At 52.1% G+C, this 24,322-nt stretch carries 15 protein-coding genes; 8 read left to right on the top strand and 7 right to left on the bottom strand.

The window, feature by feature from the left end:
• The first annotated feature begins 14 nt into the window (after positions 1-14).
• On the top strand, positions 15-665 hold the full coding sequence (rcsB, locus tag D9738_RS14980; RefSeq protein WP_042290573.1) for a response regulator transcription factor RcsB: 651 nt from the start codon (positions 15-17) through the stop codon (positions 663-665).
• A gap of 286 nt (positions 666-951) precedes the next feature.
• Here rcsB and rcsC read toward each other — a convergent pair whose 3' ends face one another.
• On the bottom strand, positions 952-3,801 hold the full coding sequence (rcsC, locus tag D9738_RS14985) for a two-component system sensor histidine kinase RcsC (protein ID WP_130260524.1): 2,850 nt from the start codon (positions 3,799-3,801) through the stop codon (positions 952-954).
• A gap of 168 nt (positions 3,802-3,969) precedes the next feature.
• Here rcsC and atoS point away from each other — a divergent pair, with 168 nt between their 5' ends.
• The 6 genes from atoS to atoB all read left to right on the top strand — a co-directional run bounded on the left by atoS (position 3,970) and on the right by atoB (position 11,213).
• Complete coding sequence (gene atoS, locus D9738_RS14990) at positions 3,970-5,796, top strand: two-component system sensor histidine kinase AtoS (RefSeq protein ID WP_130260525.1); 1,827 nt, start codon at positions 3,970-3,972, stop codon at positions 5,794-5,796.
• The gene (gene atoC / locus D9738_RS14995; protein ID WP_130260526.1) at positions 5,793-7,178 is read left to right on the top strand and encodes an acetoacetate metabolism transcriptional regulator AtoC; all 1,386 of its coding nucleotides are present in this window, start codon (positions 5,793-5,795) and stop codon (positions 7,176-7,178) included. Before atoS ends, atoC begins: the two co-directional genes overlap by 4 nt.
• A gap of 194 nt (positions 7,179-7,372) precedes the next feature.
• A complete protein-coding gene (gene atoD / locus D9738_RS15000) occupies positions 7,373-8,035 on the top strand; it encodes an acetate CoA-transferase subunit alpha (RefSeq protein ID WP_000850521.1) in 663 nt (220 codons plus the stop codon).
• The gene (locus D9738_RS15005; RefSeq protein WP_130217054.1) at positions 8,035-8,685 is read left to right on the top strand and encodes a 3-oxoacid CoA-transferase subunit B; all 651 of its coding nucleotides are present in this window, start codon (positions 8,035-8,037) and stop codon (positions 8,683-8,685) included. Before atoD ends, D9738_RS15005 begins: the two co-directional genes overlap by 1 nt.
• A complete protein-coding gene (locus D9738_RS15010) occupies positions 8,682-10,004 on the top strand; it encodes a TIGR00366 family protein (RefSeq protein WP_130260527.1) in 1,323 nt (440 codons plus the stop codon). The genes D9738_RS15005 and D9738_RS15010 overlap by 4 nt, the downstream gene beginning before the upstream one ends.
• A gap of 24 nt (positions 10,005-10,028) precedes the next feature.
• Positions 10,029-11,213, top strand: coding sequence for an acetyl-CoA acetyltransferase (gene atoB, locus D9738_RS15015; RefSeq protein WP_130260528.1), 1,185 nt, complete (start codon positions 10,029-10,031; stop codon positions 11,211-11,213).
• A 73-nt stretch (positions 11,214-11,286) separates the two neighbouring features.
• Here atoB and D9738_RS15020 read toward each other — a convergent pair whose 3' ends face one another.
• From D9738_RS15020 to gyrA, 6 genes are all read right to left on the bottom strand, one after another.
• Positions 11,287-12,063: a YfaP family protein gene (locus D9738_RS15020; protein WP_001225847.1), complete on the bottom strand. Its 777-nt coding sequence runs from the start codon at positions 12,061-12,063 to the stop codon at positions 11,287-11,289.
• Positions 12,064-12,067: 4 nt separating this feature from the next.
• Positions 12,068-13,717 (bottom strand): YfaQ family protein, encoded by a 1,650-nt coding sequence (locus D9738_RS15025; protein WP_130260529.1) that lies wholly within the window; start codon positions 13,715-13,717, stop codon positions 12,068-12,070.
• Positions 13,718-18,232, bottom strand: a complete 4,515-nt coding sequence (locus D9738_RS15030) for an alpha-2-macroglobulin (protein ID WP_205712959.1) — start codon at positions 18,230-18,232, stop codon at positions 13,718-13,720.
• A 23-nt stretch (positions 18,233-18,255) separates the two neighbouring features.
• Positions 18,256-18,879: a DUF1175 domain-containing protein gene (locus D9738_RS15035; protein WP_130207155.1), complete on the bottom strand. Its 624-nt coding sequence runs from the start codon at positions 18,877-18,879 to the stop codon at positions 18,256-18,258.
• Complete coding sequence (locus D9738_RS15040; RefSeq protein ID WP_130260530.1) at positions 18,876-20,564, bottom strand: DUF2138 domain-containing protein; 1,689 nt, start codon at positions 20,562-20,564, stop codon at positions 18,876-18,878. Before D9738_RS15040 ends, D9738_RS15035 begins: the two co-directional genes overlap by 4 nt.
• A 148-nt stretch (positions 20,565-20,712) precedes the next feature.
• Positions 20,713-23,340: a DNA topoisomerase (ATP-hydrolyzing) subunit A gene (gyrA, locus tag D9738_RS15045; protein WP_130260531.1), complete on the bottom strand. Its 2,628-nt coding sequence runs from the start codon at positions 23,338-23,340 to the stop codon at positions 20,713-20,715.
• 146 nt (positions 23,341-23,486) lie between these two features.
• On the opposite strand from gyrA, the gene ubiG reads away from it, so the two are divergent.
• Complete coding sequence (gene ubiG, locus D9738_RS15050) at positions 23,487-24,209, top strand: bifunctional 2-polyprenyl-6-hydroxyphenol methylase/3-demethylubiquinol 3-O-methyltransferase UbiG (RefSeq protein WP_130207157.1); 723 nt, start codon at positions 23,487-23,489, stop codon at positions 24,207-24,209.
• The last annotated feature ends 113 nt before the right edge of the window (positions 24,210-24,322 follow it).

The following is a 24,322-nucleotide window of genomic DNA, read 5'->3' on the forward strand; positions in this document are numbered from 1 at the left end:
AGGTAGCCTATTACATGAACAATATGAACGTAATTATTGCTGATGACCATCCGATAGTCTTGTTCGGTATTCGCAAATCACTTGAGCAAATCGAGTGGGTGAATGTTGTCGGCGAATTTGAGGACTCTACAGCACTGATCAATAACCTGCCGAAGCTGGATGCGCATGTTTTGATTACCGATCTCTCCATGCCTGGCGATAAATACGGCGATGGCATTACCTTAATCAAGTACATCAAGCGCCACTTCCCAAGTCTGTCGATTATTGTTCTGACCATGAACAACAACCCGGCTATTCTTAGCGCGGTGCTGGACCTGGATATTGAAGGGATCGTTCTGAAACAAGGCGCGCCGACCGACCTGCCGAAAGCGCTCGCCGCGCTACAGAAAGGTAAGAAATTTACTCCGGAAAGCGTTTCTCGGCTGTTAGAGAAAATCAGTGCTGGCGGTTACGGTGACAAGCGCCTCTCACCAAAAGAGAGTGAAGTTCTGCGCCTGTTTGCCGAAGGCTTCCTGGTTACCGAGATTGCTAAAAAGCTGAACCGAAGCATTAAAACCATCAGTAGCCAGAAAAAATCCGCAATGATGAAGCTGGGAGTCGAGAACGATATCGCTCTGTTGAATTATCTCTCTTCTGTGACGTTAAGTCCGGCGGATAAAGAGTAATTTCCCGCATTCCCGATAAACTCCGATTACCGGATGCAGCGTAAACACCTTATCCGGCCTACAAATTCCATTATTTCAATGGATTACGATAATGTAGGCCAGATAAGACGCGTCAGCTTCGCATCTGGCATTTGCACCGATTGCCGGATGCGGCGTAAACGCCTTATCCGGCCTACAAATTCCATTATTTCAATGGATTTCGATAATGTAGGCCAGATAAGACGCGTCAGCGTCGCATCTGGCATTTGCTCCGATTGCCGGATGCGGCGTAAACGCCTTATCCGGCTTACGATTCTCGCGCTTTCCTGACCCTCTCGGCATACATCGTCAGCGTCTGTTTTATAACATCCAACGTCACTGGCTTAGACAGACAGCTATCCATACCGGACTCCAGACACCGCTGTTTCTCTTCAGCCAACGCATTGGCCGTTACCCCTATTACCGGCAACGTCAGTCCCAGCTGGCGGATACGTTGCGTTAACCGATAGCCATCCATATTCGGCATGTTGACATCACTTAACACGATATCAATGTGATTCTTACTAAGAACATTAAGCGCATCAACACCATCATTCGCCGTCTTACACTGATAGCCCAACGATCCAAGCTGATCGGCCAACAGACGACGGTTAATTGGATGATCGTCCACGACCAGAATCATCATATCGTCGTTATTGCTGACCACTTTGTCGGTCGACGGCAGAGAGTTAGCAGGATCGTCGCTCTCCATTTCTATCAGATAGATGCGCGCCAGCAATGTCGGTAGCTCGTGCGGAGCTGCCACACTGTGTACCCATTCACCAGGCGCTTTCTCAAGAGGGATACCGATATGGCGACGACAGAAAGTCACAACCGCCCTGCCCTGCCATTTTTTACTCATCACATCATCGGTGATCAACACATCTTCGGAAGTCGGCTCCTGCCCTTCGTATGTAGCAACGACTATGCCGCTACGCTGCAAACTGGTTTCAAGGAACTGACAGAGCGACGCATTGCGTACCGCCAGCCAGCAACGTTTACCCGTTAATCCTTCGACACCTTTTTTCTGCGGATACTGCGCGCCATACAGTGGAATACGCACCGCAAACTGGCTGCCCATTCCCGGTTCAGAATCCACCGAGATGTCACCGTCCATCATGCTGATCAGTTTTTCACAAATCGCCAGCCCCAGACCAGTACCCTGGAAGTTACGCTGTACGCCCGTCCCTACCTGGAAGAACGGATCAAATAACCGCACCACTTCTTTAGCTGGAATGCCCACCCCGGTATCGCGTACGCGAATAGAAAGATAATCACCATCAACGCGAACATGCAGAACAATGCAGCCGGTATCGGTAAATTTAATAGCATTACTCAACAGGTTGGAGATCACCTGCTGTAAGCGCATTGGGTCGCCATTGAGCGCCATCGGTACATCTGGCTCAATAAAACAGTACAAACCAAGTTGCTTGCGTACCACCAGCGGCAAATAGTTGGCGGTGATGTGGTTCATGACTTCGCGCGGTGAAAACTCGCGAGGTTCGATTTTCAACTGTTCCGATTCAATCTTCGAGAAATCGAGAATGTCGCTAATAATTTTCAATAACAGGCTGGAAGAGTTATTCATTGCCGTCACCAGACGGTCGACACCTTTTGGTAACTCTTTGGTTTGTAATAGATCCAGGTTACCAATAATGCCATACAGCGGCGTTCGCAGTTCGTGACTGACGGTAGCAAGGAACATCGATTTTGACTGGCTCGCCTGTTCTGCTGCCTGCGCCATTTCTTGCAGCGACTCTTCCATCTTCACACGTGAAGACACATCGACCAGTACGCAAATTGCCACGTTTTCATTACGATAGCGAGAATGAACAAAGCTGATTTGCAGGTTGGTATTGTTACTGGTAAGGACATCGACAAAATTGACCTGCTGGCCACAAATAATTTGCGTCAGCCGTTGACGATCCTCATGCGTAAGCATGTTGAGATAGGTATGCGCCAGTTCGTTACTCAAAATATTAACGCCATCGACAGTTCGCAAAATGCAGATCCCCACAGGCGCTGAGGCGACTATCTTGCGGTTAAACTGCTCATGCTCTTCCAGTCGCTGGGCGTCACTTTCCGCCGGAATAAAAATACGTCGCTCATACATCCGTGCGAGGGTAAACAATGCAGCACCCGCAATCACGTTCAGCAAAATCGCGTTAAGTATCAACATGCGAATACGTTCCAGCACCTGATCAACAGGCACGGAATAGACAATACTTAGCGAAGACGGCGGTAGATTTTTTTTCAGCACCAGCTCACGGAAACCTGGCGTATAGCCAAACCAGGATCGCTCCTGCATCCAACGCGGTTCGGCTTTAATCTTACTTTCCGGTCCGGTCAGCGAAATCAGGGTATGGCCATTTTCATCAAGAATGGTGACGCCCATCGGCAACGTCCCCGGCAGGAAGAAGTTCTCCATCCGAATTGTCTGTTCTACGCCTAAAAGCGCTTGCAAACGGTTTGCCAGATAAACCGGCGTCAGCGCGTAGAAATATCCCACCCCAGGACGCGGCCCTTCACTGATCCAGAAAAGATTACTGCCACTGTCATCCTGTGGCGCGTTACGATATTTGTTAATGCGTTCATGCAGGGCTTTCAGAGCGGTGTCACGTTCGACGGGCATATCACGCAGGCCAAAGTTAGCCATACAGAGGTTATCGCTGCCGATTAAAAACACGCGGTTGAGATCGTAAGCCGCAGAGAAATTATCGCGCCAGTAGCGCATAAACCACGCCAGTGACTCCAGGGAGCCTCGCCAGGTATTGCTCATTGCGGAACAATCGGAATCAGCAAACAGCGGTTCGAAAACCGGCACATCTGCTTGCGTTTCACGCCCACGCGGAGAAAGCACGCCGTTTTCCACGGATAAGCGATTTTCAGCAATGTACTTCAGCTCTTTCATGACATCAGAGGTGCGCTGAATAAACCGCTGGGCCTGATCGGAGCTCAGATTAAATTCCTGACGAATCTCAGATTCTCGTTGATGTAAAGCGTTGACGATGTAAAACACTGATGAAAAAGCAATCAACAGCCAGATCAATAACGCCAGCGCTCTGAACATGTAGCGCGAGACTTTCAGGGTTGTGCGAAAAGAAGCAAGGTATTTCAAAGGGGCGAAGCTCCGCCTCAGGTGACCGATGGAGTGTGGTTAAGGTAGCGGTAAAAGCGTGTTACCGCAATGTTCTGTCTTCTCTGGAATATGATACACCGCCGAGAAATCATTACCTTAACCCCTGATAATCGTCGTTTGCCTGAAAAACCAACCCGGATACCCAGCATGCACTCTCTGAAGTGGTTGTACCCACGTCGTCTGCGCAACCAGCTCATTATGATGGCAATCCTGATGGTCATCATTCCGACGCTATCTATTGGTTATATCGTAGAAACTGAGGGTCGGTCAGCGGTCTTATCTGAAAAAGAGAAAAAATTAGCGGCAGTTGTGCAGTTGCTGAACGCCGCACTGGAAGAACGCTTTGCGCTTTACCAACATCTGCCTCGTGAGGCACGCATCCAGGCACTGAATCATGAGTTGGCTCCCATCACTGAACGTATTACCCGAGCATTTCCCGGTGTCGGGGCTGGCTATTACCACAAAGGACTGGATGCAATTATCACTTATGCCCCGTCGGCACTCTATCAAGGCAATGTAGGTATTAGCATCACCCCGGATCATCCCGGCAATATCGTCATGCAAACCAACACGCCACAACTCTTTTCCGGCAGGCAAGTCCGCGGCGATATTATGAATTCCATGATCCCAATAGAACGCCAGGGCATCGTGCTTGGTTATATATGGGCGAATGAATTAACGGAGGATATTCGTCGTCAGGCATGGAAAATGGACGTGCGGATAATCATTGTCCTTTCTGCCGGTCTGCTGATTAGCCTGCTGTTGATTGTGCTTTTTTCCCGCCGTTTAAGCGCCAACATCGATATCATCACTGCGGGTCTGTCGACGCTGGCGCAGAATAATCCTACGCAATTGCCACCGCTACCTGGCGAACTTGGGCAAATCAGCCGTTGTGTGAATAACCTTGCCGATGCGCTTCGTGAATCGAAAACACTCAATGACCTGATTATTGAAAATGCCGCCGATGCCGTGATTGCCATTGACCGACAAGGCGATGTGATCACCATGAATCCCGCAGCGGAAGCCATTACCGGATACAAACGTCACGAGCTGGTAGGCCAGCCTTACGCCACGCTATTTGCCAACACCCATTTTTATAGCCCTGTCCTCGATACGCTGGCGCACGGCATTGAACATATGGCACTGGAAATCAGCTATCCCGGACGCGACCGAACCATTGAAATCAGCGCCACCACCAGCCGAATCCATGACGGACATGGCCAAATGATTGGCGCTTTAGTGATTTTTTCCGATCTGACGGCGCGTAAAGAGGGCCAGCGGCGACTGGCGCAGACGGAAAGACTCGCCACCCTGGGGGAACTGATGGCGGGCGTAGCCCATGAAGTGCGCAATCCTCTCACCGCCATCCGGGGTTACGTGCAAATCATTCGCCAACAGACTCCCCAGTCAGAGCACAAGGAGTATCTCTCAATTGTGCTGAATGAGATTGATTCCATTAATAAAGTTATTCAGCAGCTTTTGGATTTTTCCCGTCCGCGTAAAAGCCAGTGGCAACAAGTGTATCTCAATGCCTTGATCGAAGAGACGCTGATTCTTGCCCAAACCTCCGGCGTACAGGCACGGATCGACTTTATTACAGAGCTTGATCCTTCACTCACTGCGATCGTGGCAGATCGAGAACTACTCAAGCAGGTAATCCTGAATATGTTGATCAATGCCGTGCAAGCTATCACCGCGCGCGGGGAAATCCGCATTCGCACGTGGATGTATACGGCTAACCAGCAGGCGATCACGATTGAAGACAACGGCTGCGGCATCGACCTGTCACTACAGAGAAAAATCTTTGATCCCTTCTTTACCACCAAAGCGTCCGGTACGGGACTTGGCCTCGCCCTAAGCCAACGAATTATTAATGCGCATCAGGGCGATATACGCGTCGCCAGCCTCCCCGGCTGTGGTGCCACATTTACCCTTATCTTACCGATTGATCCGCAGGAAAATTTGCCCTTATGAATGCTGTTTACCGAGTCCTGATTGTCGACGACGAAGAGAATGTGCGTCGTATGTTGTCCACCGCATTTTCTTTGCAGGGTTATGACACTCACTGCGCCAGTAATGGACAAGAAGCCTTGCCTCTGTTCACCCGTGTGCAGCCGGACGTAGTGCTGATGGATATCCGGATGCCGGAAATGGATGGCATCAGCGCGTTAAAAGCGATGCGTGGTCACAACCCTCGTACGCCCGTTGTCCTGATGACCGCGTATGCGGAGGTCGAAACGGCGGTGGAAGCCTTACGCAGCGGTGCGTTTGATTACGTAATCAAACCGTTTGCTCTGGATGAACTGAACCTGGTCGTGCAGCGCGCATTACAGCTGCAGTCAATGAAGAAAGAGATTCGCCAGCTACATCAAGCGCTAAGCGCCAGTTGGCAGTGGGGCCACATATTAACCAACAGCCTGGCCATGAAGGAAATCTGCAAGGATACGGCAAAAATCGCCCTCTCCCAGGCCAGCGTATTAGTCAGCGGCGAAAGTGGTACGGGTAAAGAGCTGATCGCCCGGGCGATCCATTACAACTCCCGACGCGCCAATGGGCCATTTATTAAAATTAATTGTGCCGCGCTACCAGAATCCCTGCTTGAAAGCGAACTTTTTGGTCATGAAAAGGGCACATTTACTGGTGCACAAGCGCTACGTCAGGGGCTTTTTGAGCGTGCCGACAGCGGAACGTTATTCCTGGATGAAATAGGTGAAATGCCATTGGTATTGCAGGCCAAATTATTGCGTATTTTACAGGAAAGGGAATTTGAACGGATTGGTGGTCATCAAACCATCAAAGTCGATATTCGCATTATTGCCGCTACCAATCGTGACCTGGACGCAATGGTAAAAGAAGGGACTTTCCGTGAAGATCTCTTTTATCGCCTTAACGTAATTCATTTAATATTGCCGCCGCTTCGCGAGAGACGTGAAGACATTTCCCTGTTAGCCAACCATTTTCTGCAAAAATTCAGTAGCGAAAACCAGCGCGATATTATCGAAATAGACCCCAGCGCGATGTCGTTGCTCGCCAGCTGGTCGTGGCCAGGCAATATCCGAGAGCTTTCCAACGTCATTGAACGCGCCGTGGTAATGAACTCAGGACCGGTGATTTTTGCAGAAGATCTACCACCACAATTTCGCCAGTCTGTAAGCCTGAATAGCGATGCGAAGAGCACTCCAGTTGGCGAACGCAATCTCAAAGAAGAGATTAAGCGTGAAGAGAAACGGATCATTATTGAAGTGCTGGAGCAACAGGAGGGAAACCGTACCCGCACCGCACTGATGCTCGGTATCAGTCGCCGCGCGTTAATGTACAAACTGCAAGAATACGGTATTGATCCAGCTGGTACGTAAGACAAAAACTGCTATGCAGAAATTTGCACAGTGCGCAAATTTCTGCATAGCAGTGTATTACCTCCTTCCCTCCTTATTTTTTTAATTCCCTTTTTTTCAATACATTAGAAATCGACATCGAATAACTTCATTCTGGCACTCCCCTTGCTATGCCTTCTGTGTACCCACAACGGTGTATTCAAGAGGGATAAAAAATGAAAACAAAATTGATGAGCATAGAGGACGCCGCCAGCTTCTTTCGTGATGGCATGACCATTATGGTTGGTGGTTTTATGGGAATTGGCACGCCTCCCCGCCTCGTTGAGGCATTACTGGAGTCCGGTGTCAGGGATCTGACATTAATCGCCAATGACACGGCATTTATTGATACTGGTACTGGCCCGCTGATCGTCAACGGTCGGGTCAGCAAAGTCATCGCTTCACATATCGGCACCAACCCGGAAACCGGACGGCGTATGATTTCTGGCGAAATGGAGGTCGTTCTCGTACCGCAAGGTACGTTGATTGAGCAAATTCGCTGTGGCGGTGCCGGACTTGGTGGTTTTCTCACCCCAACCGGTGTCGGCACCGTCGTCGAAGAAGGCAAACAAACGCTCACCCTCGATGGCAAAACCTGGTTGCTTGAACGTCCATTGCGGGCAGACCTGGCGTTGATCCGCGCCCACCGTTGCGACGCACTCGGAAACCTCACCTACCAACTCAGCGCCCGCAACTTTAACCCCCTGATTGCTCTCGCAGCAGACATCACGCTGGTGGAACCCGACGAACTGGTCGACACCGGCGAATTGCAACCTGACCACATTGTCACCCCCGGTGCCGTTATCGACCACATCATCATTCCGCAGGAGAGCAAATAATGGACGCAAAACAACGTATTGCGCGCCGCGTGGCGCAGGAACTTTGTGATGGTGACATCGTTAACTTAGGGATCGGTTTACCCACAATGGTCGCCAACTATTTGCCGGAGGGTATTCATATTACTCTGCAATCGGAAAACGGCTTCCTCGGTTTAGGCCCGGTCACAACAGCGCATCCAGATCTGGTTAACGCAGGCGGACAACCGTGTGGCGTTTTACCCGGCGCAGCGATGTTCGACAGCGCGATGTCATTTGCGCTGATTCGTGGTGGTCATATTGATGCCTGTGTACTCGGTGGCTTACAGGTCGATGAACAAGGCAATCTCGCCAACTGGGTCGTGCCAGGAAAAATGGTGCCTGGTATGGGTGGTGCGATGGATCTGGTGACCGGGTCGCGCAAAGTGATCATTGCCATGGAACATTGCGCCAAAGATGGTTCAGCAAAAATTTTACGTCAATGCACCATGCCGCTAACCGCGCTTCATGCAGTTCATATGCTGGTGACAGAACTGGCGGTGTTCCGCTTTATCGATGGCAAGATGTGGCTCACTGAAATTGCCGAAGGTTGTGATTTAGAAACTGTGCGAGCCAAAACTGAAGCGCAGTTCGCCGTCGCTGATGATCTTTTGCTCCCACAGGGGGCGCTATGATCGGTCGCATCTCGCGTTTTATGACGCGCTTTGTCAGTCGCTGGCTTCCCGATCCCCTGATCTTCGCCATGCTACTGACATTAATCACCTTTGCCGTAGCTCTCTGGTTAACGCCACAAACTCCAGTCAGCATGGTGAAGCTCTGGGGCGACGGCTTCTGGAATCTGCTGGCATTCGGGATGCAGATGGCGCTCATCATCGTGACCGGACATGCACTCGCCAGTTCTGGTCCGGTGAAAAGTTTGTTACGTACTGCGGCATCAGCAGCCAAAACGCCTACCCAAGGGGTCATGCTGGTCACCTTTTTTGGTTCCGTCGCCTGCGTAATCAACTGGGGATTCGGTCTGGTGGTTGGCGCAATGTTTGCTCGCGAAGTTGCTCGTCGGGTACCAGGCTCCGACTATCCGTTGTTGATCGCTTGCGCCTATATCGGCTTTCTCACCTGGGGCGGTGGTTTTTCCGGCTCAATGCCGCTACTGGCAGCAACACCGGGGAATCCCGTTGAGCACGTCGCAGGGTTAATTCCGGTCAGCGATACCCTGTTTACTGGCTACAACATCTTTATCACCCTGGCCCTGATTGTGGTGATGCCGTTTATCACTCGCATGATGACGCCTAAGCCTTCCGACGTGGTGAGTATCGATCCGAAGCTGTTGTTGGAAGAAGCAGATTTCCAGAAGAAGCTCCCTGAAGATGCCCCACCTTCAGAGAAACTGGAAGAAAGTCGCATCCTGGCGTTGATTATTGGTGCTCTGGGCATTGCTTATCTGGTGCTGTACTTCTCCGAGAAGGGATTCAACATCACCATCAACACCGTCAACCTGATGTTTATGATTGCCGGTCTGTTGTTGCATAAAACGCCGATGGCCTATATGCGGGCGGTAAGTGCGGCTGCGCGCAGTACCGCCGGGATTCTGGTGCAATTCCCCTTCTATGCTGGGATCCAGTTAATGATGGAACACTCCGGCCTCGGTGGCCTGATCACCGAATTTTTCATCAATGTCGCCAACAAAGATACCTTCCCGCTGATGACCTTTTTTAGCTCTGCGCTAATTAACTTCGCCGTGCCTTCTGGCGGTGGACACTGGGTTATTCAGGGGCCATTCGTCCTTCCTGCCGCGCAGGCGTTAGGGGCCGATCTGGGTAAATCAGTCATGGCGATTGCTTACGGTGAACAGTGGATGAACATGGCACAACCGTTCTGGGCGCTACCTGCACTGGCAATAGCCGGGCTCGGTGTCCGAGACATCATGGGCTATTGCATCACCGCCCTGCTCTTTTCCGGCGTCATTTTCGTCATTGGTTTAACGCTGTTCTGACGGCAACTCATAAAAGGAAGAAAAATGAAAAATTGTGTCTTCGTCAGTGCGGTACGTACTGCCATCGGTAGCTTTAACGGTTCTCTCGCCTCCACCAGTGCCATCGATTTGGGGGCAACGGTGATTCAAGCCGCCATTAAACGCGCGAGAATCGATTCACAACATATCGATGAAGTGATTATGGGTAACGTGTTGCAAGCCGGGCTGGGGCAAAACCCGGCGCGTCAGGCGCTGCTAAAAAGCGGACTAGCTGAAACGGTGTGCGGATTCACGGTCAACAAAGTGTGTGGTTCAGGTCTGAAAAGCGTGGCGCTTGCCGCCCAGGCGATTCAGGCAGGTCAGGCGCAGAGCATCGTGGCGGGTGGAATGGAGAACATGAGTTTAGCGCCCTACTTGCTCGATGCAAAAGCACGCTCTGGTTATCGACTGGGAGACGGACAGATTTATGACGTAATCCTGCGCGATGGCCTGATGTGCGCCACCCACGGTTATCACATGGGGATTACCGCCGAGAACGTTGCCAAAGAGTATGGAATAACCCGTGAAATGCAGGATGAATTGGCGCTACATTCACAGCGTAAAGCGGCAGCCGCCATTGAGTCCGGTGCTTTTACAGCCGAAATCGTCCCGGTAAATGTTGTCACTCGGAAGAAAACCCTCGTCTTCAGTCAAGACGAATTCCCGAAAGCGGATTCTACGACAGAAGCGTTAGGCGCATTACGCCCGGCCTTCGATAAAGCAGGAACAGTCACCGCCGGGAACGCATCTGGTATTAACGACGGTGCTGCCGCTCTGGTGATTATGGAAGAATCTGCAGCACTGGCGGCTGGCCTTAAACCACTGGCACGCATTAAAAGTTATGCCAGCGGCGGCGTGGCCCCCGCGTTGATGGGAATGGGCCCCGTTCCCGCCACGCAAAAAGCGTTACAACTGGCGGAGCTACAACTGGCGGATATTGATCTCATTGAGGCTAATGAAGCGTTTGCTGCACAGTTTCTTGCTGTAGGGAAAACACTGGGCTTTGATCCTGAGAAAGTGAATGTCAACGGTGGTGCCATCGCGCTCGGGCATCCTATCGGTGCCAGTGGTGCTCGTATTCTGGTCACACTATTACATGCAATGCAGGCACGCGATAAAACGCTGGGGCTGGCAACACTGTGCATTGGTGGCGGCCAGGGAATTGCAATGGTGATTGAACGGTTGAATTAACGAACAAAAACGCCCGATAGCGAAAGTTATCGGGCGTTTTCTTGAACATCGGCAGCGAAGGTAACCCCATTAATCACCAGTCAAAACTTTTCACCAGCGTCAGCTCGCCAGCATTACGCATCGGTACAATAAATGTTTCCTGTTTCTCATTGACCGATCCTTCATCGGTGATCAGTGTCAGTTGGGCGGTAGTTAATTCCGTTTCACTGCGCCCGCCGTAGTAGTTGATATACACCTGATAACGGCCGTGAACTGGCGCTGGCATGGCGAAAATCTCGGGTCCGTACCCCGTCGTGACATCCATATCCAGTGCACCACTGTTTTTCAGCACGGTATTACCGTACCAGGCATGCTCTCCATCGGGCGTAACAACGTGAAGGTCGAGGTCGGTATTGTCCGTATCCCACGAGAGAACCAGCCGTAAACGCGCGCGAATCGCTCCAGCCCCCGGCGTAGAGTAAAACTGCATTTTTTGTCGGCTTTGCCCATCGGGGCTGATGACCTGCACGCTGTTACTGCCTTCCGTGAAAATATAAGGGCGTGCAAATGAACCATCGGATTCAATTCTCTGCGGCATACTGGCACCGTTGACCACCAGTCGCCCCTGCTGGACTTTGCCCGCCGCAGCATAATTTTTTATTTTGCCGCGGATTTGCGCAGAGATATTTTGATCATCAGCCATGTTGACGGATGACGCCGGGTAATTGATCGATTGTGAAAAACTGGCATCTTCGCCCTCTGCCGGATGCCAGCCAGAGAGCGGAGCATCAATCTCGACTTCCTGCACACCTTCACTGTGAGCGACAGGCGAAAGCGCCACCAGTAACAACGGAAGAAAAATCTTTCGCATAGCATTAGTCCATTAATAATTGTCGGGTCAGCGTTTCGATATAGTTCTCATCAAGCCCGGTGGGATAACCATCAAAGGCCAGGTGCAGATACTCATGGGTTAAATCCAGCCGATCCTGAAGCGTAAAGAAGTTACGAATAAACAGCCGTTTCTGCTGCCGATCGGTATAGGGGAAACCTGAGACTAAACGACAGACCGCAAACACGTCTGGTTCGTTGTACCCCGTCTCGCCTTGTAATATACGCCGCCACTGCGGCATTTTTTTCGCCAGCCAGGCTTTCGCTTTGGGTAATAACTGGCAGGTTGAGCGTGGCGCTCCCCAGCGGCTAAGGCTGTTATCGGGATAAGCAAACGCCAGTATCTGGTCGTAACGCTCTCCCTGCCCCGCCTGGGACGTGGCTTGCCGCCAGGAAAGCGTCCCTTCGGTAGCGCGACTGCCATGATAATGAACCGGATCGCCCGCATAGATGAGATCCTGCGTCCAGGCGGTCATCGTTCGCGCCCCCGTGGTAGCTGGCGAAGCAGAAACACGCTGCGTGGCGCTGCTGTCGGGAATGGTCAGGCAATCGCCTTCCCGATTGGCGTTTTGCTGTAAAAAAGTGCGAATCGCCACGGTCATGGCTTTCGCTGCCTCAGGGGGCGTACTTTTCGCCTCGCGATCCAGAACTCTGGCAACGTACTCTTCACGATCGAGATGCGACTGTAATTTCAGTTTGCCCTTCTCCGTCAGTAACGTCGTCTCACCACGGCTAACAAACGTAATGTGGTTACCATTGGCGAACGTCACACGATAGCGCCCATTGAGCACACCAGGTTTTACTGCCGTCGTGCTCTTTTCCTCAGTGACTTTCTTCAACGGATAGCGAGCAAACAGATCCACCAGTACACATTGCCCGCTGGCAACTTGCGTCGGCACAGGCAAAACCTGATTAAGTACCGTCGCATAACGGGTCAGTACTGTCTTGCTGGTGCCACCACCTGCAACCCACAGCGGCGTGCCATCAGTTAACCATCCGGCAAAACCACCCTGGCGGATTTCCTGTTTATCATCGGCAAACCAGCTCCAGGTTTTCACCCGCACCCGACTACCGAGCATAGACGCAACACCGATTTTCGCCTCGTCCAGCACAACATCCAGTAAGACTTCCTGAGCTTTGTTTTGCGCGGGTAACGTCGCTAATGAATCAAGCAGCGATGTAACGGTTACCGACGTTTCTGGTTTCAGCGTAGAAAGAGATGCTAACCACGCCGGAGCCTGACGCGGTTGCCAGTATTGCCCCCATACATCCGCGCTAATGTGCAACCGCTGCGGTGCAAAATAGAGTCCGCAGGAGCGTACCAGCGCGGTATCGCGCGTTATGCTCTCCCCTGCCTGGCAACAATAAACTTCTTCCGGGGAGTTGCCGCGACACTGGTATGGCTGCTCCGGTTGATGGGTATCCTCCAGCCAGGCGTAAACATACAGTTTCCACAAACTCCCTAACGGCGTGGTGAGCGTGTCAGGTAACGTCGAGACATTTGTCACGCCTGACGACGATAACTGATACAGTTGGTCATGCTGCGCGCCCCGCAGCGCCAGTTGTAACGGCGTCTCCTGTGCAAACGTCGGCAGGGTAACCAGCGTTAATAGCCAAACGACTCTGCGCCAGTTCACTTATTTCACCTGCATTCCGGTCCATTCGCTACCTGCCGCAACGCTTTGCTGCGCAGGTGCATAGGAACGCACATAGCGAGCAGGCGGCAGAACGAATTGCCCTTTTTGTGAGAAGCGCAGCAGATGGCGGAAAGTGACCGTTCCCGTCAGTTCTTTCACCGGCACCATATAGGCCAGTTCGCCCATTTCATTACGCGCTTTTTCCAGCGATTGCCCCTGCTGTTTCGCGGCGTTGGGTTTATTGACCAAAATGCCCCACGTTGTCCGTTCAACATCGGCTCCCGGCGGCAGTGGGACTTCCACCTGACCGTAGCGCAGAACTGCATCCTGCTCGCTGGTAAGCGTGATTTCATCGAGATACAGCGCATTGCTGTTAATCTCATTGCTGGTCACCGGCTGCAACGTAAAACTCATTTCTTCATCACCGGGGATAAGCCGATACAACTGGCGTTCAACGGTCACCGGAATATTACTTTGTTGAGCCGTTTTTGCCGGTTCACGCCAGCGGACCTGCACGTTTTGCGGCGGTAATTCGTCACCAAAAGAGAGAATTTCCGGCACGCCCTGACCAACCCAACGCCAGTATTCGCCCCCTCCGGTTAACTTATGTTTGGCCCATGCGCCCGCAGGCACAGGTAATACAACCGGGGGCATCGTCGCCATATATTTCGCCAGCCAGTTCATGGCCAGCGCGCGCTCAATAGTGGATTGCTCAGCGGTCAAACCACTTAAAATAGCGGCCGCCTGGGTGGTGTCGCCACCGCTATTAAGCAGCACAACCGTATGCGCCAGCGGCTGATTGCTGTTTGCCGCTTTATCCCACGCATATTGCTGAACCTGTGGCATCACAGTGGACTTCAACTGCGTTTTTTTCAGCAACGTCATGGTTAAGACGTTTGCCACCGCATCTGCCAGCGGAGATTCCGGTGTATCAAGGATCAAACTGTCATTGATATCGCTGGTGTCTTCCTCAGAGAAATCTTCTGTTTTAGTTCCGCGCCGGGCGATAGCTTCATCCAACCCTTTCAACAACGTTTTGCACGGCAGATTCATCTCCTGCGCCCACGCCAGCACCAGCGCCCGATGCAATAACGGCATGTTATCCGCCTGCTCCGCGTAGCTGTCGAGCATATGTTGCCAGTATTCCGGTTGTTGCGTCACGCCAAGGGCCTGGCTCGCTTGCCAGTCGGCGTACCATGCCCATGCCGTGAGGAATGCATCGCCATTGCCATCTTCACCCCACCAGGTAAAGCGCGCTCCTGGCCCCGCCAGTTGCATCAGCCGCAGACGGTTATCCTGAATCATCTGACGAATGTCGTTAGCGGCGGCACTTTGATGATCGGCAAGCGAACGCCAGACAAGACTGAGCGGGATCAGACGGCTACCGGTGTTGATCACACCACCCCAGGGTTCCTCTATTAACGCATCAAGATTGTTGCGGAAAATCTCCTGCGGCGTTTCGCTACTTTGCAGCCGGATATTGCTCACCTGCTCGGGCAACATCAGCGCATTATCGCCACCGCCGAGCATGACGTTTTTCTGCTGTTCAACGGGCCAGCTGTTATCAACAAAAGACAGTTTTGTGCTAATGCTGTCCTGCACTTGCCCATTTTGTTGCAGTTCTGCGCTTAACAAGCCAGATTGCTGAATGTTCTGCGCCAGCGAAATATAGTTCGCCCCCTTATGCAGTGTCAGCGTCTGGTGCATCTCGTCGCCCGCAAATTTACTCACCAGCTCTACCGGTTCGTTATCCTGCTGACTGAAGATAAACAGCCCTGCCGCTGGTTTGTCGCCAAGGCGATAGACCGTTGGCATGCTCCACTTCATGTAGAGATTTTTTTCCGAGCGCAAATACGCACGCCCCTGCCCGACCAGTCCGTCGCCGTTCATCCCTCGAGCGGTAATGCGCCAGCGCGTTAACGAATCCGGCATCAGGAATGTGAAGTACGCTTTGCCTTGTTTATCCGTGGTTAGCGACGGTATCCATGCCGCGGTATCCACCTCTTCACGCCGTGGACGTTCAAGCATTTTTACTCGCCGCTCGCTGCGGTTAGTCGCGCCAGGCGCAACCGGCTCGCTGGAGAGCGCCTGGTCGTAGCTGATAAATGACAGACTGGAACTGGTGCGTACATTGTTACGTCCCAGCGGATAGAAAAATTTGCCGATACTCGGCGCGATTTCCGGTTGCAGCGCGTAGATCATTTCATCGACCACGCCAACCGTTAGCTGTGCAGAAACAGGTTTACCTTTCAGCGACGAGGTTAATTCGACATTGACCAGTTCACCTGGCTGGTAATGGGTTTTGTCCGTTTTCACCCGGATATCCAGCTGAGGAACGGCAACTTTGATCCCAGCGTTCTGAAAACTGTACTGACCATTACGGGTATACAGCACCGAAAAAGTGATGTTGGGCGCAAAGGTATTGCTCACCGGAACGCGGGCTTCATACTGGGTATCGTTTAAGCGTTGTAGCGTCAGCCAGCTTGCCGGATGCGATAGCAGCGACTGCTGTTCCACGCGATCGCGTTCCAGCGTCAATAACGCTTCATCAATAGGCTCCGGGAAGGTAATCAGCATCTTCGCGGTTTCGCCTGGCTGGTACAGCGTTTTATCCGCCACGATATCTACCGTACCAGTATGCGCCGTGCTGCCCTTACCGCTGACGGCATGGCTTAACCCGGCGAGAATTAAGCCGTCTTTATCGCGTAATGTCAGATTGTAGTTGCCAGGTTTTTCGAAATTAACGGTGAAGGATTTACCGCCAGACGGTAGATCTCCGCTGTGGCTTGTTCGGTCTTCCAGACGTAACCACTCATACTTAACAGGAACCTGCTTTGAAGATTCCAGCGCGGTATAACGGAAAACAACCGACTCGCCGCTATTACTGTATTGTGCGGCGGTGCTTAGAGAGTAATGCGCCAGACCGCGTTCAATGAGGATCTCTTTGGTTGTGGTAACACGATATGCCGCGCCGTCGCTGGCGGAGACGGTCAGTAAATAGCGGCTCGGTTTATCTGCTGCGGGAAGATTTAACGCCACATGACCGCTGGCGTCTGAAACTGTTTCACTGCCTTCAAGCGACACAGGGAAGCGCCCGGCATAACGCAAATCGTTACCGACCATCGAAAGTTGTTGGGCGCGCAAACTTAACTGCACGCGGGCATTTTTTACCGGCTCGCCATCCGGGTAGAGCAGTTGCAGTTTGCCGCTGACCGCTTCGCCAGTTTTGAAATCTTTTTTGTCGAGAGCTAAACCAATTTCGAAATGTGGTTTGATGTAGTTTGCCACGCGAAAACTGCTGCTATAGACCTGCTTGCGGTAAGCCAGGCGTAACTCATAACCTCCGGCAACGGCATTTTCTGGCAGGCGGAAACTCCCCTGCCCGCCATTACGCGCATCAAGCGTGACATCGACGGTTTGCAACAGGCTGCCGTTGGCGTCCAGCACTGAAAGCTTCGCCGGTGCGCTGACGATAGGGGATGAATGCAACGGATCGTGAAACTCGCGGCCCATCACTTTAACATCGACACGATCGCCTGCGCGATACAGCGGGCGATCGGTAAAGATAAACAAGCGGGTATTGTAGATTTCGCTTTCGTAGAAGAAGTTCTCGGAGACAAAAACGCCGCCTTCAGCATCTTTACCCAGAATATATGAACGTTCAGGCGATATATGTTGTAACTGCAAGGTGCCGCTGTCATTGGTGACGCCTCGGGTCATCACGCCAAGACCGTCAGTCCACAGGATTTCTGATCCAGGCTTCGCTTCCCCCTGCTTTTTGCCCGCGGTCCACACCAGAAGCTCGTTACCCGACACTTTACTCAACGCCACGGTATTGGAGACAAACACCACCGTCGTCGCCCGATACCCACCCACCATCGCTTCGACGAGATACAGCCCCGGCTCTTGTTTGCCGAGAGGAATATAGATGTTGCCCGGCTGCGGCGAGATGAAGTTACTGGATGCGCCTTCCAGTTTTACCCCTTGCTGCGGCTCAACCGGTTTTGCCTGCCATAGTGGATAACGGAACTGTTCCACCAGTGGATATTTCTTCAGCGGTGAAAACTGGCTGTTTTGTACATAACGGGAAGGTTTGATGATGGCATTGCCGAGCTGCAATTCCGGTAATGCCTGGGTCACATTCTGCCGTGACTGATAAGAGAAAGAACGCTGCATGACACGGCGAGATTTGCCGTACCAGTTATCCCACAGCCAGGTTAGCGTATTGTTCAGACCGTCACCCAGATACTGCGGTTGTACTACAATGCGGTGCAGGTTTTTCTGCTGACGCAGAAATGCCATCGGATCAGGAATACGATACAGGCGAACATCCACGCCGCCGTACTCTTCCATCTGATAACGTTGATAATCGCGCCCCGGCGCTTCCAGACGTACTTTCGCCTCTTCGCTGCTGCTAAAACTGCTGTCAGCGAGCAAAAAGAACGTTCCCCCGGCTGGCGGCGCATAGTTGCTGGAAGGAAGCGAATCGTCAGCATTAACAAGCCCCGCCCCCACAAGAGACAGGCACAGGCAGGCCGCTATTGCGCCAGAAAATTTAAACGATAAATGCCAATGAAATTGGGATTGGAATCGTTGGGTATCCATCGGGTGTCCTTCCATGTCATAAGTTGTTGCAGACTGACTGCGCGCATTCCGTTGTCAGTTTTCGTGGCGCTTCCGGTGTGGTAGATGACGTAACGCCCCATCCAGACCATTAAGTGCTGGGCATCGCCCTGATCGAAAAAAATCATATCGCCTGGCAGTGCCTGGTTTATATCCTGGCCAATAAACTGGCTGTTGTACTGAATCAAATTAATCGCGGTCACGTAGGGGCCGGTTTTCCCGTTCCCTTGGTTCCAGTTTTGTGCCAGTTGTCGTTGCTCAGGTGTTAGCGTCATTTCTGGCGGTAGATACTGGTTTGACAGACCGTTACTTTTAAGCCATTTGCTATCGTGAACTTTCAGCGACTCGTTCGCTGCAAAGCGCACCAGGCCTGCGCAATCCTGTTGATACCAACGTGGACTTGGCCCCTGGCGTAGCTGTTCCTGCGCAATGCGCACAAACCAGGCACGAAATAGTCCCGATTGTTCGACATTCAGCATTTCGCTATGAGCAACAAAACAACACAGCCAGCAAATCAGTGCCAGCAGTCCACGCCTCATAATGGCTGCCAGTTGATTGGCAACCATTGCCAGGCGGCGCCCGGTTTCATCTGGTCCAGCTTCATGACATAACGAGGCTGTTGCGATAAAGCGTCCAGTTTCGGCATTAATAAAGTTTGTGCGGCGTTATAAAAAACCGGTTCGAGATTCTTCGGCAGACTGGTCAGCGTTTCGTTACGCAGCAGTTTCGCCATTCCTTGTGGATTGATATAGACCGGAACGACGCCATCAGTGGGTATCACATCCACCATTGCCGGGCGGGTTTTATTCAGTGTTTGCAGCGCATTATTAACCAGCGTGTCATCGAGGGAGAAAAGCAGCGTTTTGTTTTGCATCGCCAGCGACACGCGGAAAAAATAATCCGACATTAATTGATCTGGTTGCACCGCCTGCGCTTTCGGATACTGACCGTATCGGGAACTCACTTCGCGACGCCAGATTTGCGCTTCGCCCTGCTGAGTTTGAGTTACCGGTAATACGCCTTCTGGCGCTTTGCTTTCACGAGCACCAATATTTTGGGTAAACAGTTTCCCTGGCAATGGCGCCTGTTCGTCAGTGCCATCAAACTGACCAACAAACAGCGGGGTTTGCAGTTTTGAATCCTCATACCAGCACAGCCCGGCGGCACCATCTAATGCCCCATTCAACTTGTCGTTTTCCTGAGCGATTTGTGAGAGCATCTCTTCAGCAATACCGTGCGAGTAAGGCACCGCCACGCAGAAGCTTGCCCCGGCAGGCATACTGCTCCATACCGGCGTAAAATCGAAACTGGCATCCACGCTAGCGGATTCATCATTTAACGCCAGAAAGCTATGCCAGCCGTCGTTGCTCATTTCGAAGCGTACGCCAGCAAAAGAAGGCATTAATCGCTGGTAGCCAAAACCCAGCAAATTTGCACTGACCACGATGCGCTGGCGTACTGGCGTTTTTTCGGCAGCACGCTCTTCCAGACCGAAGCTGGCTTGCCAACGTTTTTTGCCGCTCAACAAATCACTTGCGATCGCCGTGGCTTCGGTATCCTGCTGGTCATCTTTAAACAACATATCCGTGCTGGAAAACACCAGCATCTTGTCCTGATATGTCGCGAACATCAGGGCATTATTGCCGTTATAGCGCAACTGATAAACAGGGATGGTTTCACTATTTAGCTTAATACTACTGATTTCCGTCTTGCTTAACTGGCTGTCGCTGGTAGCAGCAAACAGCAATGGCTCCAGCAACTTGCTCAAGCCACTACGCTGGATAAGCACCATATAATGTGAAAGATGGCCTTGTTTATCGTGCCACAGTGCCGCCTGCGCGGGCTGGTCTAAGAGCGACGAAAAGAGCTTATCTTTCAGCGTGAGATCGTGTTCATAGACAATGCGGCGAATACTGCCTTCAATGCCCAGACGATCGGCATGATTCTGATAATAGAAAACGAAATCTTCACTCAGGACATCGTGGAGAAAAGGAATAGTAAGGAGATCTTTGGGAAGCTGGCTTAGAGAGTCGCTATCGAGAAAGAGGTCAGGCTCATTGAGATCGATTTGCAAATTATTGTGCACTACCAGCGGCGACAACGTTTTTTCTGGACCGCTGCCAGTGTATTGCAATGCCCAGACGCCCGCGGAAAGGAGCGCAACAACACCGACACCTACAAGGCCATAAAACTGCCAGCCTTTCGCCTTTTTTTCACCGCTCATTGCCACATTCCTTGTGTATAACCGTCATTTTTGACGAACGAACTCGCCCTTTAGCGCGCCCTAATACGACAAAAGCCCAGACTTTGCAGCCTGGACTTTTCATTTCGAAGAAGGGATGTTTACTCCCTTCAGTCATGAAGCGATGAAATTATTCTTCTTCCGGTTCGTCGTCAACGTCCACTTCCGGAGCGATTTCATCGTCCCCTTCCGCGGCACTGCCGTCGATGGTATCCAGATCTTCTTCGTCAACCGGTTCAGCAACACGCTGCAGACCCACTACGTTTTCATCTTCCGCAGTACGGATGAGGATCACGCCCTGGGTGTTACGGCCAACGATGCTGATTTCCGAAACGCGAGTACGTACCAGCGTACCGGCATCGGTGATCATCATGATCTGGTCGCAATCATCTACCTGCACCGCGCCAACCACTAAACCGTTACGTTCGGTAACCTTGATGGAGATAACCCCTTTCGTCGCACGCGACTTGGTTGGGTATTCCGCCACTGCGGTACGTTTACCATAACCGTTCTGCGTTGCGGTGAGGATGGCGCCATCGCCACGCGGCACGATCAGAGAGACGACTTTATCGCCTTCGCCTAAGCGAATACCGCGAACACCGGTGGTGTTGCAGCCCATCGCACGGACAGAAGACTCTTTAAAGCGCACCACTTTACCTTCGGCGGAGAACAACATTACTTCATCTTCGCCACTGGTCAGGTCAACGCCGATCAGCTCATCGCCTTCAACCAGTTTGATCGCCACTTTACCGGCGGTACGCAGACGGTTGAACTCGGTGAGGACGGTTTTCTTCACAGTACCGTTAGCGGTCGCCATGAAGACTTTCACGCCTTCTTCAAACTCGGTCACCGGCAGGATCGCGGTGATACGTTCGTCCTGCTCCAGCGGCAGCAGGTTGACGATCGGACGACCGCGTGCACCACGAGAGGCTTCCGGCAACTGATAAACTTTCATCGAATAGACACGACCACGGCTGGAGAAGCACAGGATATGATCGTGAGTGTTCGCCACCAGCAGTCGGTCGATAAAGTCTTCTTCTTTAATACGTGCGGCAGATTTACCTTTCCCGCCACGACGCTGCGCTTCGTATTCAGAAAGCGGCTGATACTTCACGTAGCCCTGGTGAGAGAGCGTGACCACCACATCTTCCTGGGTGATCAGATCTTCCAGGTTGATGTCTGCGCTGTTGGCGGTGATTTCAGTACGACGTTTGTCACCGAACTGTTCACGAACCAGCTCCAACTCTTCACGGATCACTTCCATCAGACGATCGGCGCTACCCAGAATACGCAACAGTTCCGCGATCTGATCCAGCAGCTCTTTGTATTCGTCGAGCAGTTTTTCGTGCTCAAGGCCGGTCAGTTTCTGCAAACGCAGATCCAGAATTGCCTGAGCTTGCTGTTCGGTCAGGTAGTACAGACCATCGCGCACGCCGAACTCTGGCTCCAGCCATTCCGGACGCGCAGCATCGTCGCCAGCACGTTCCAGCATCGCGGCAACGTTGCCCAGCTGCCACGGATTAGCAACCAGCGCGGTTTTCGCTTCTGCAGGGGTCGGCGCATGACGGATCAGTTCGATGATCGGGTCGATGTTTGCCAGCGCCACAGCTAATGCTTCAAGGATATGCGCACGGTCGCGAGCTTTACGCAGTTCGAAAATGGTACGACGGGTCACCACTTCGCGGCGGTGACGAACAAACGCCGCGATGATGTCTTTCAGGTTCATGATCTTCGGCTGACCATGGTGCAATGCCACCATGTTGATACCGAAAGAAACCTGCAACTGGGTCTGGGAGTAGAGGTTGTTGAGCACCACTTCACCGACCGCATCGCGTTTCACTTCAATCACGATGCGCATGCCGTCTTTGTCAGACTCGTCACGCAGCGCGCTGATGCCTTCCACGCGTTTTTCTTTTACCAGTTCCGCAATCTTCTCGATCAGGCGCGCTTTGTTCACCTGATACGGAATTTCGTGGACGATAATGGTTTCACGCCCGGTTTTGGTGTCAACTTCCACTTCTGCGCGAGCGCGGATATACACCTTGCCGCGACCGGTACGGTAAGCTTCTTCAATACCGCGGCGACCGTTAATGATTGCCGCCGTCGGGAAGTCCGGGCCCGGGATGTGTTCCATCAGCCCTTCAATGCTGATGTCTTCATCATCGATATACGCCAGACAACCATTGATGACTTCCGTCAGGTTGTGCGGCGGGATGTTGGTTGCCATACCTACGGCGATACCGGAGGAACCGTTCACCAGCAGGTTAGGAATTTTGGTCGGCATGACGTCAGGAATTTTTTCCGTGCCGTCATAGTTATCAACGAAATCGACCGTCTCTTTTTCGAGATCGGCCATCAGTTCATGGGCAATTTTCGCCAGACGGATTTCCGTATAACGCATTGCCGCCGCAGAGTCGCCGTCGATAGAACCGAAGTTACCCTGACCGTCTACCAGCATATAACGCAGCGAGAATGGCTGCGCCATGCGGACGATCGTGTCATAGACCGCCGAGTCACCATGGGGATGGTATTTACCGATTACGTCACCAACGACACGGGCAGATTTTTTATAGGCTTTGTTCCAGTCATTGCCTAGTACGTTCATGGCGTAAAGTACGCGACGGTGTACCGGCTTCAGGCCATCTCGGACATCTGGCAGCGCACGGCCAACAATGACCGACATCGCATAATCCAGATAGGAGCTCTTCAGCTCTTCCTCAATGTTGACCGGTGTAATTTCTCTCGCAAGGTCGCTCATCTAACCGCTATCCCTCTACTGTATCCCGGATTCAAAGGTCGCAAATTATAACACAGCCGCGCAGATTGAGGTAAACCAATACGCTTTATTCACATCCAATGCCTGATATACTCGATTGTCTTGCCAATTACGGAGTAGAAGTGCCAATGAATGCCGAAAAATCGCCGGTAAACCATAACGTAGACCACGAAGAGATCGCTAAATTTGAAGCCGTCGCCTCCCGCTGGTGGGATCTGGAAGGCGAGTTCAAACCACTGCACCGCATTAACCCGCTGCGTCTGGGCTATATTGCCGAGCGTGCTGGCGGTTTATTTGGCAAAAAGGTGCTCGATGTCGGTTGTGGCGGCGGCATTCTGGCCGAGAGTATGGCGCGCGAAGGCGCGACGGTGACCGGTCTGGATATGGGCTTTGAGCCATTGCAGGTGGCAAAGCTGCACGCGCTGGAAAGCGGTATTCAGGTAGAGTACGTACAGGAAACCGTGGAAGAACACGCGGCAAAACATGCCGGGCAGTATGATGTGGTGACCTGCATGGAGATGCTGGAACACGTTCCCGATCCGCAGTCAGTGGTCAGAGCCTGTGCACAACTGGTAAAACCGGGTGGCGATGTCTTTTTCTCCACGCTTAATCGTAATGGCAAGTCGTGGCTAATGGCGGTGGTCGGCGCTGAATATATTTTGCGCATGGTGCCTAAAGGCACGCACGACGTGAAGAAGTTTATTAAACCGGCAGAATTGCTGGGCTGGGTGGATCAAACCAGTCTAAAAGAGCGCCATATGATCGGGCTGCATTATAACCCGATCACTAATACTTTTAAGCTCGGCCCCGGCGTTGATGTGAACTATATGCTGCACACACAGAATAAGTAAGGTTGTTGTTTGGATTCATCCGGCAACCGTGCCAATGCCTTATGCGACGCTTGCCGCGTCTTATCAGGCCTACAAATGCTCCCCGCCGACCGGATAAGGCGTTTACGCCGCCT

The organism is Escherichia sp. E10V5, assembly GCF_004212315.1.
Classification (GTDB): domain Bacteria; phylum Pseudomonadota; class Gammaproteobacteria; order Enterobacterales; family Enterobacteriaceae; genus Escherichia.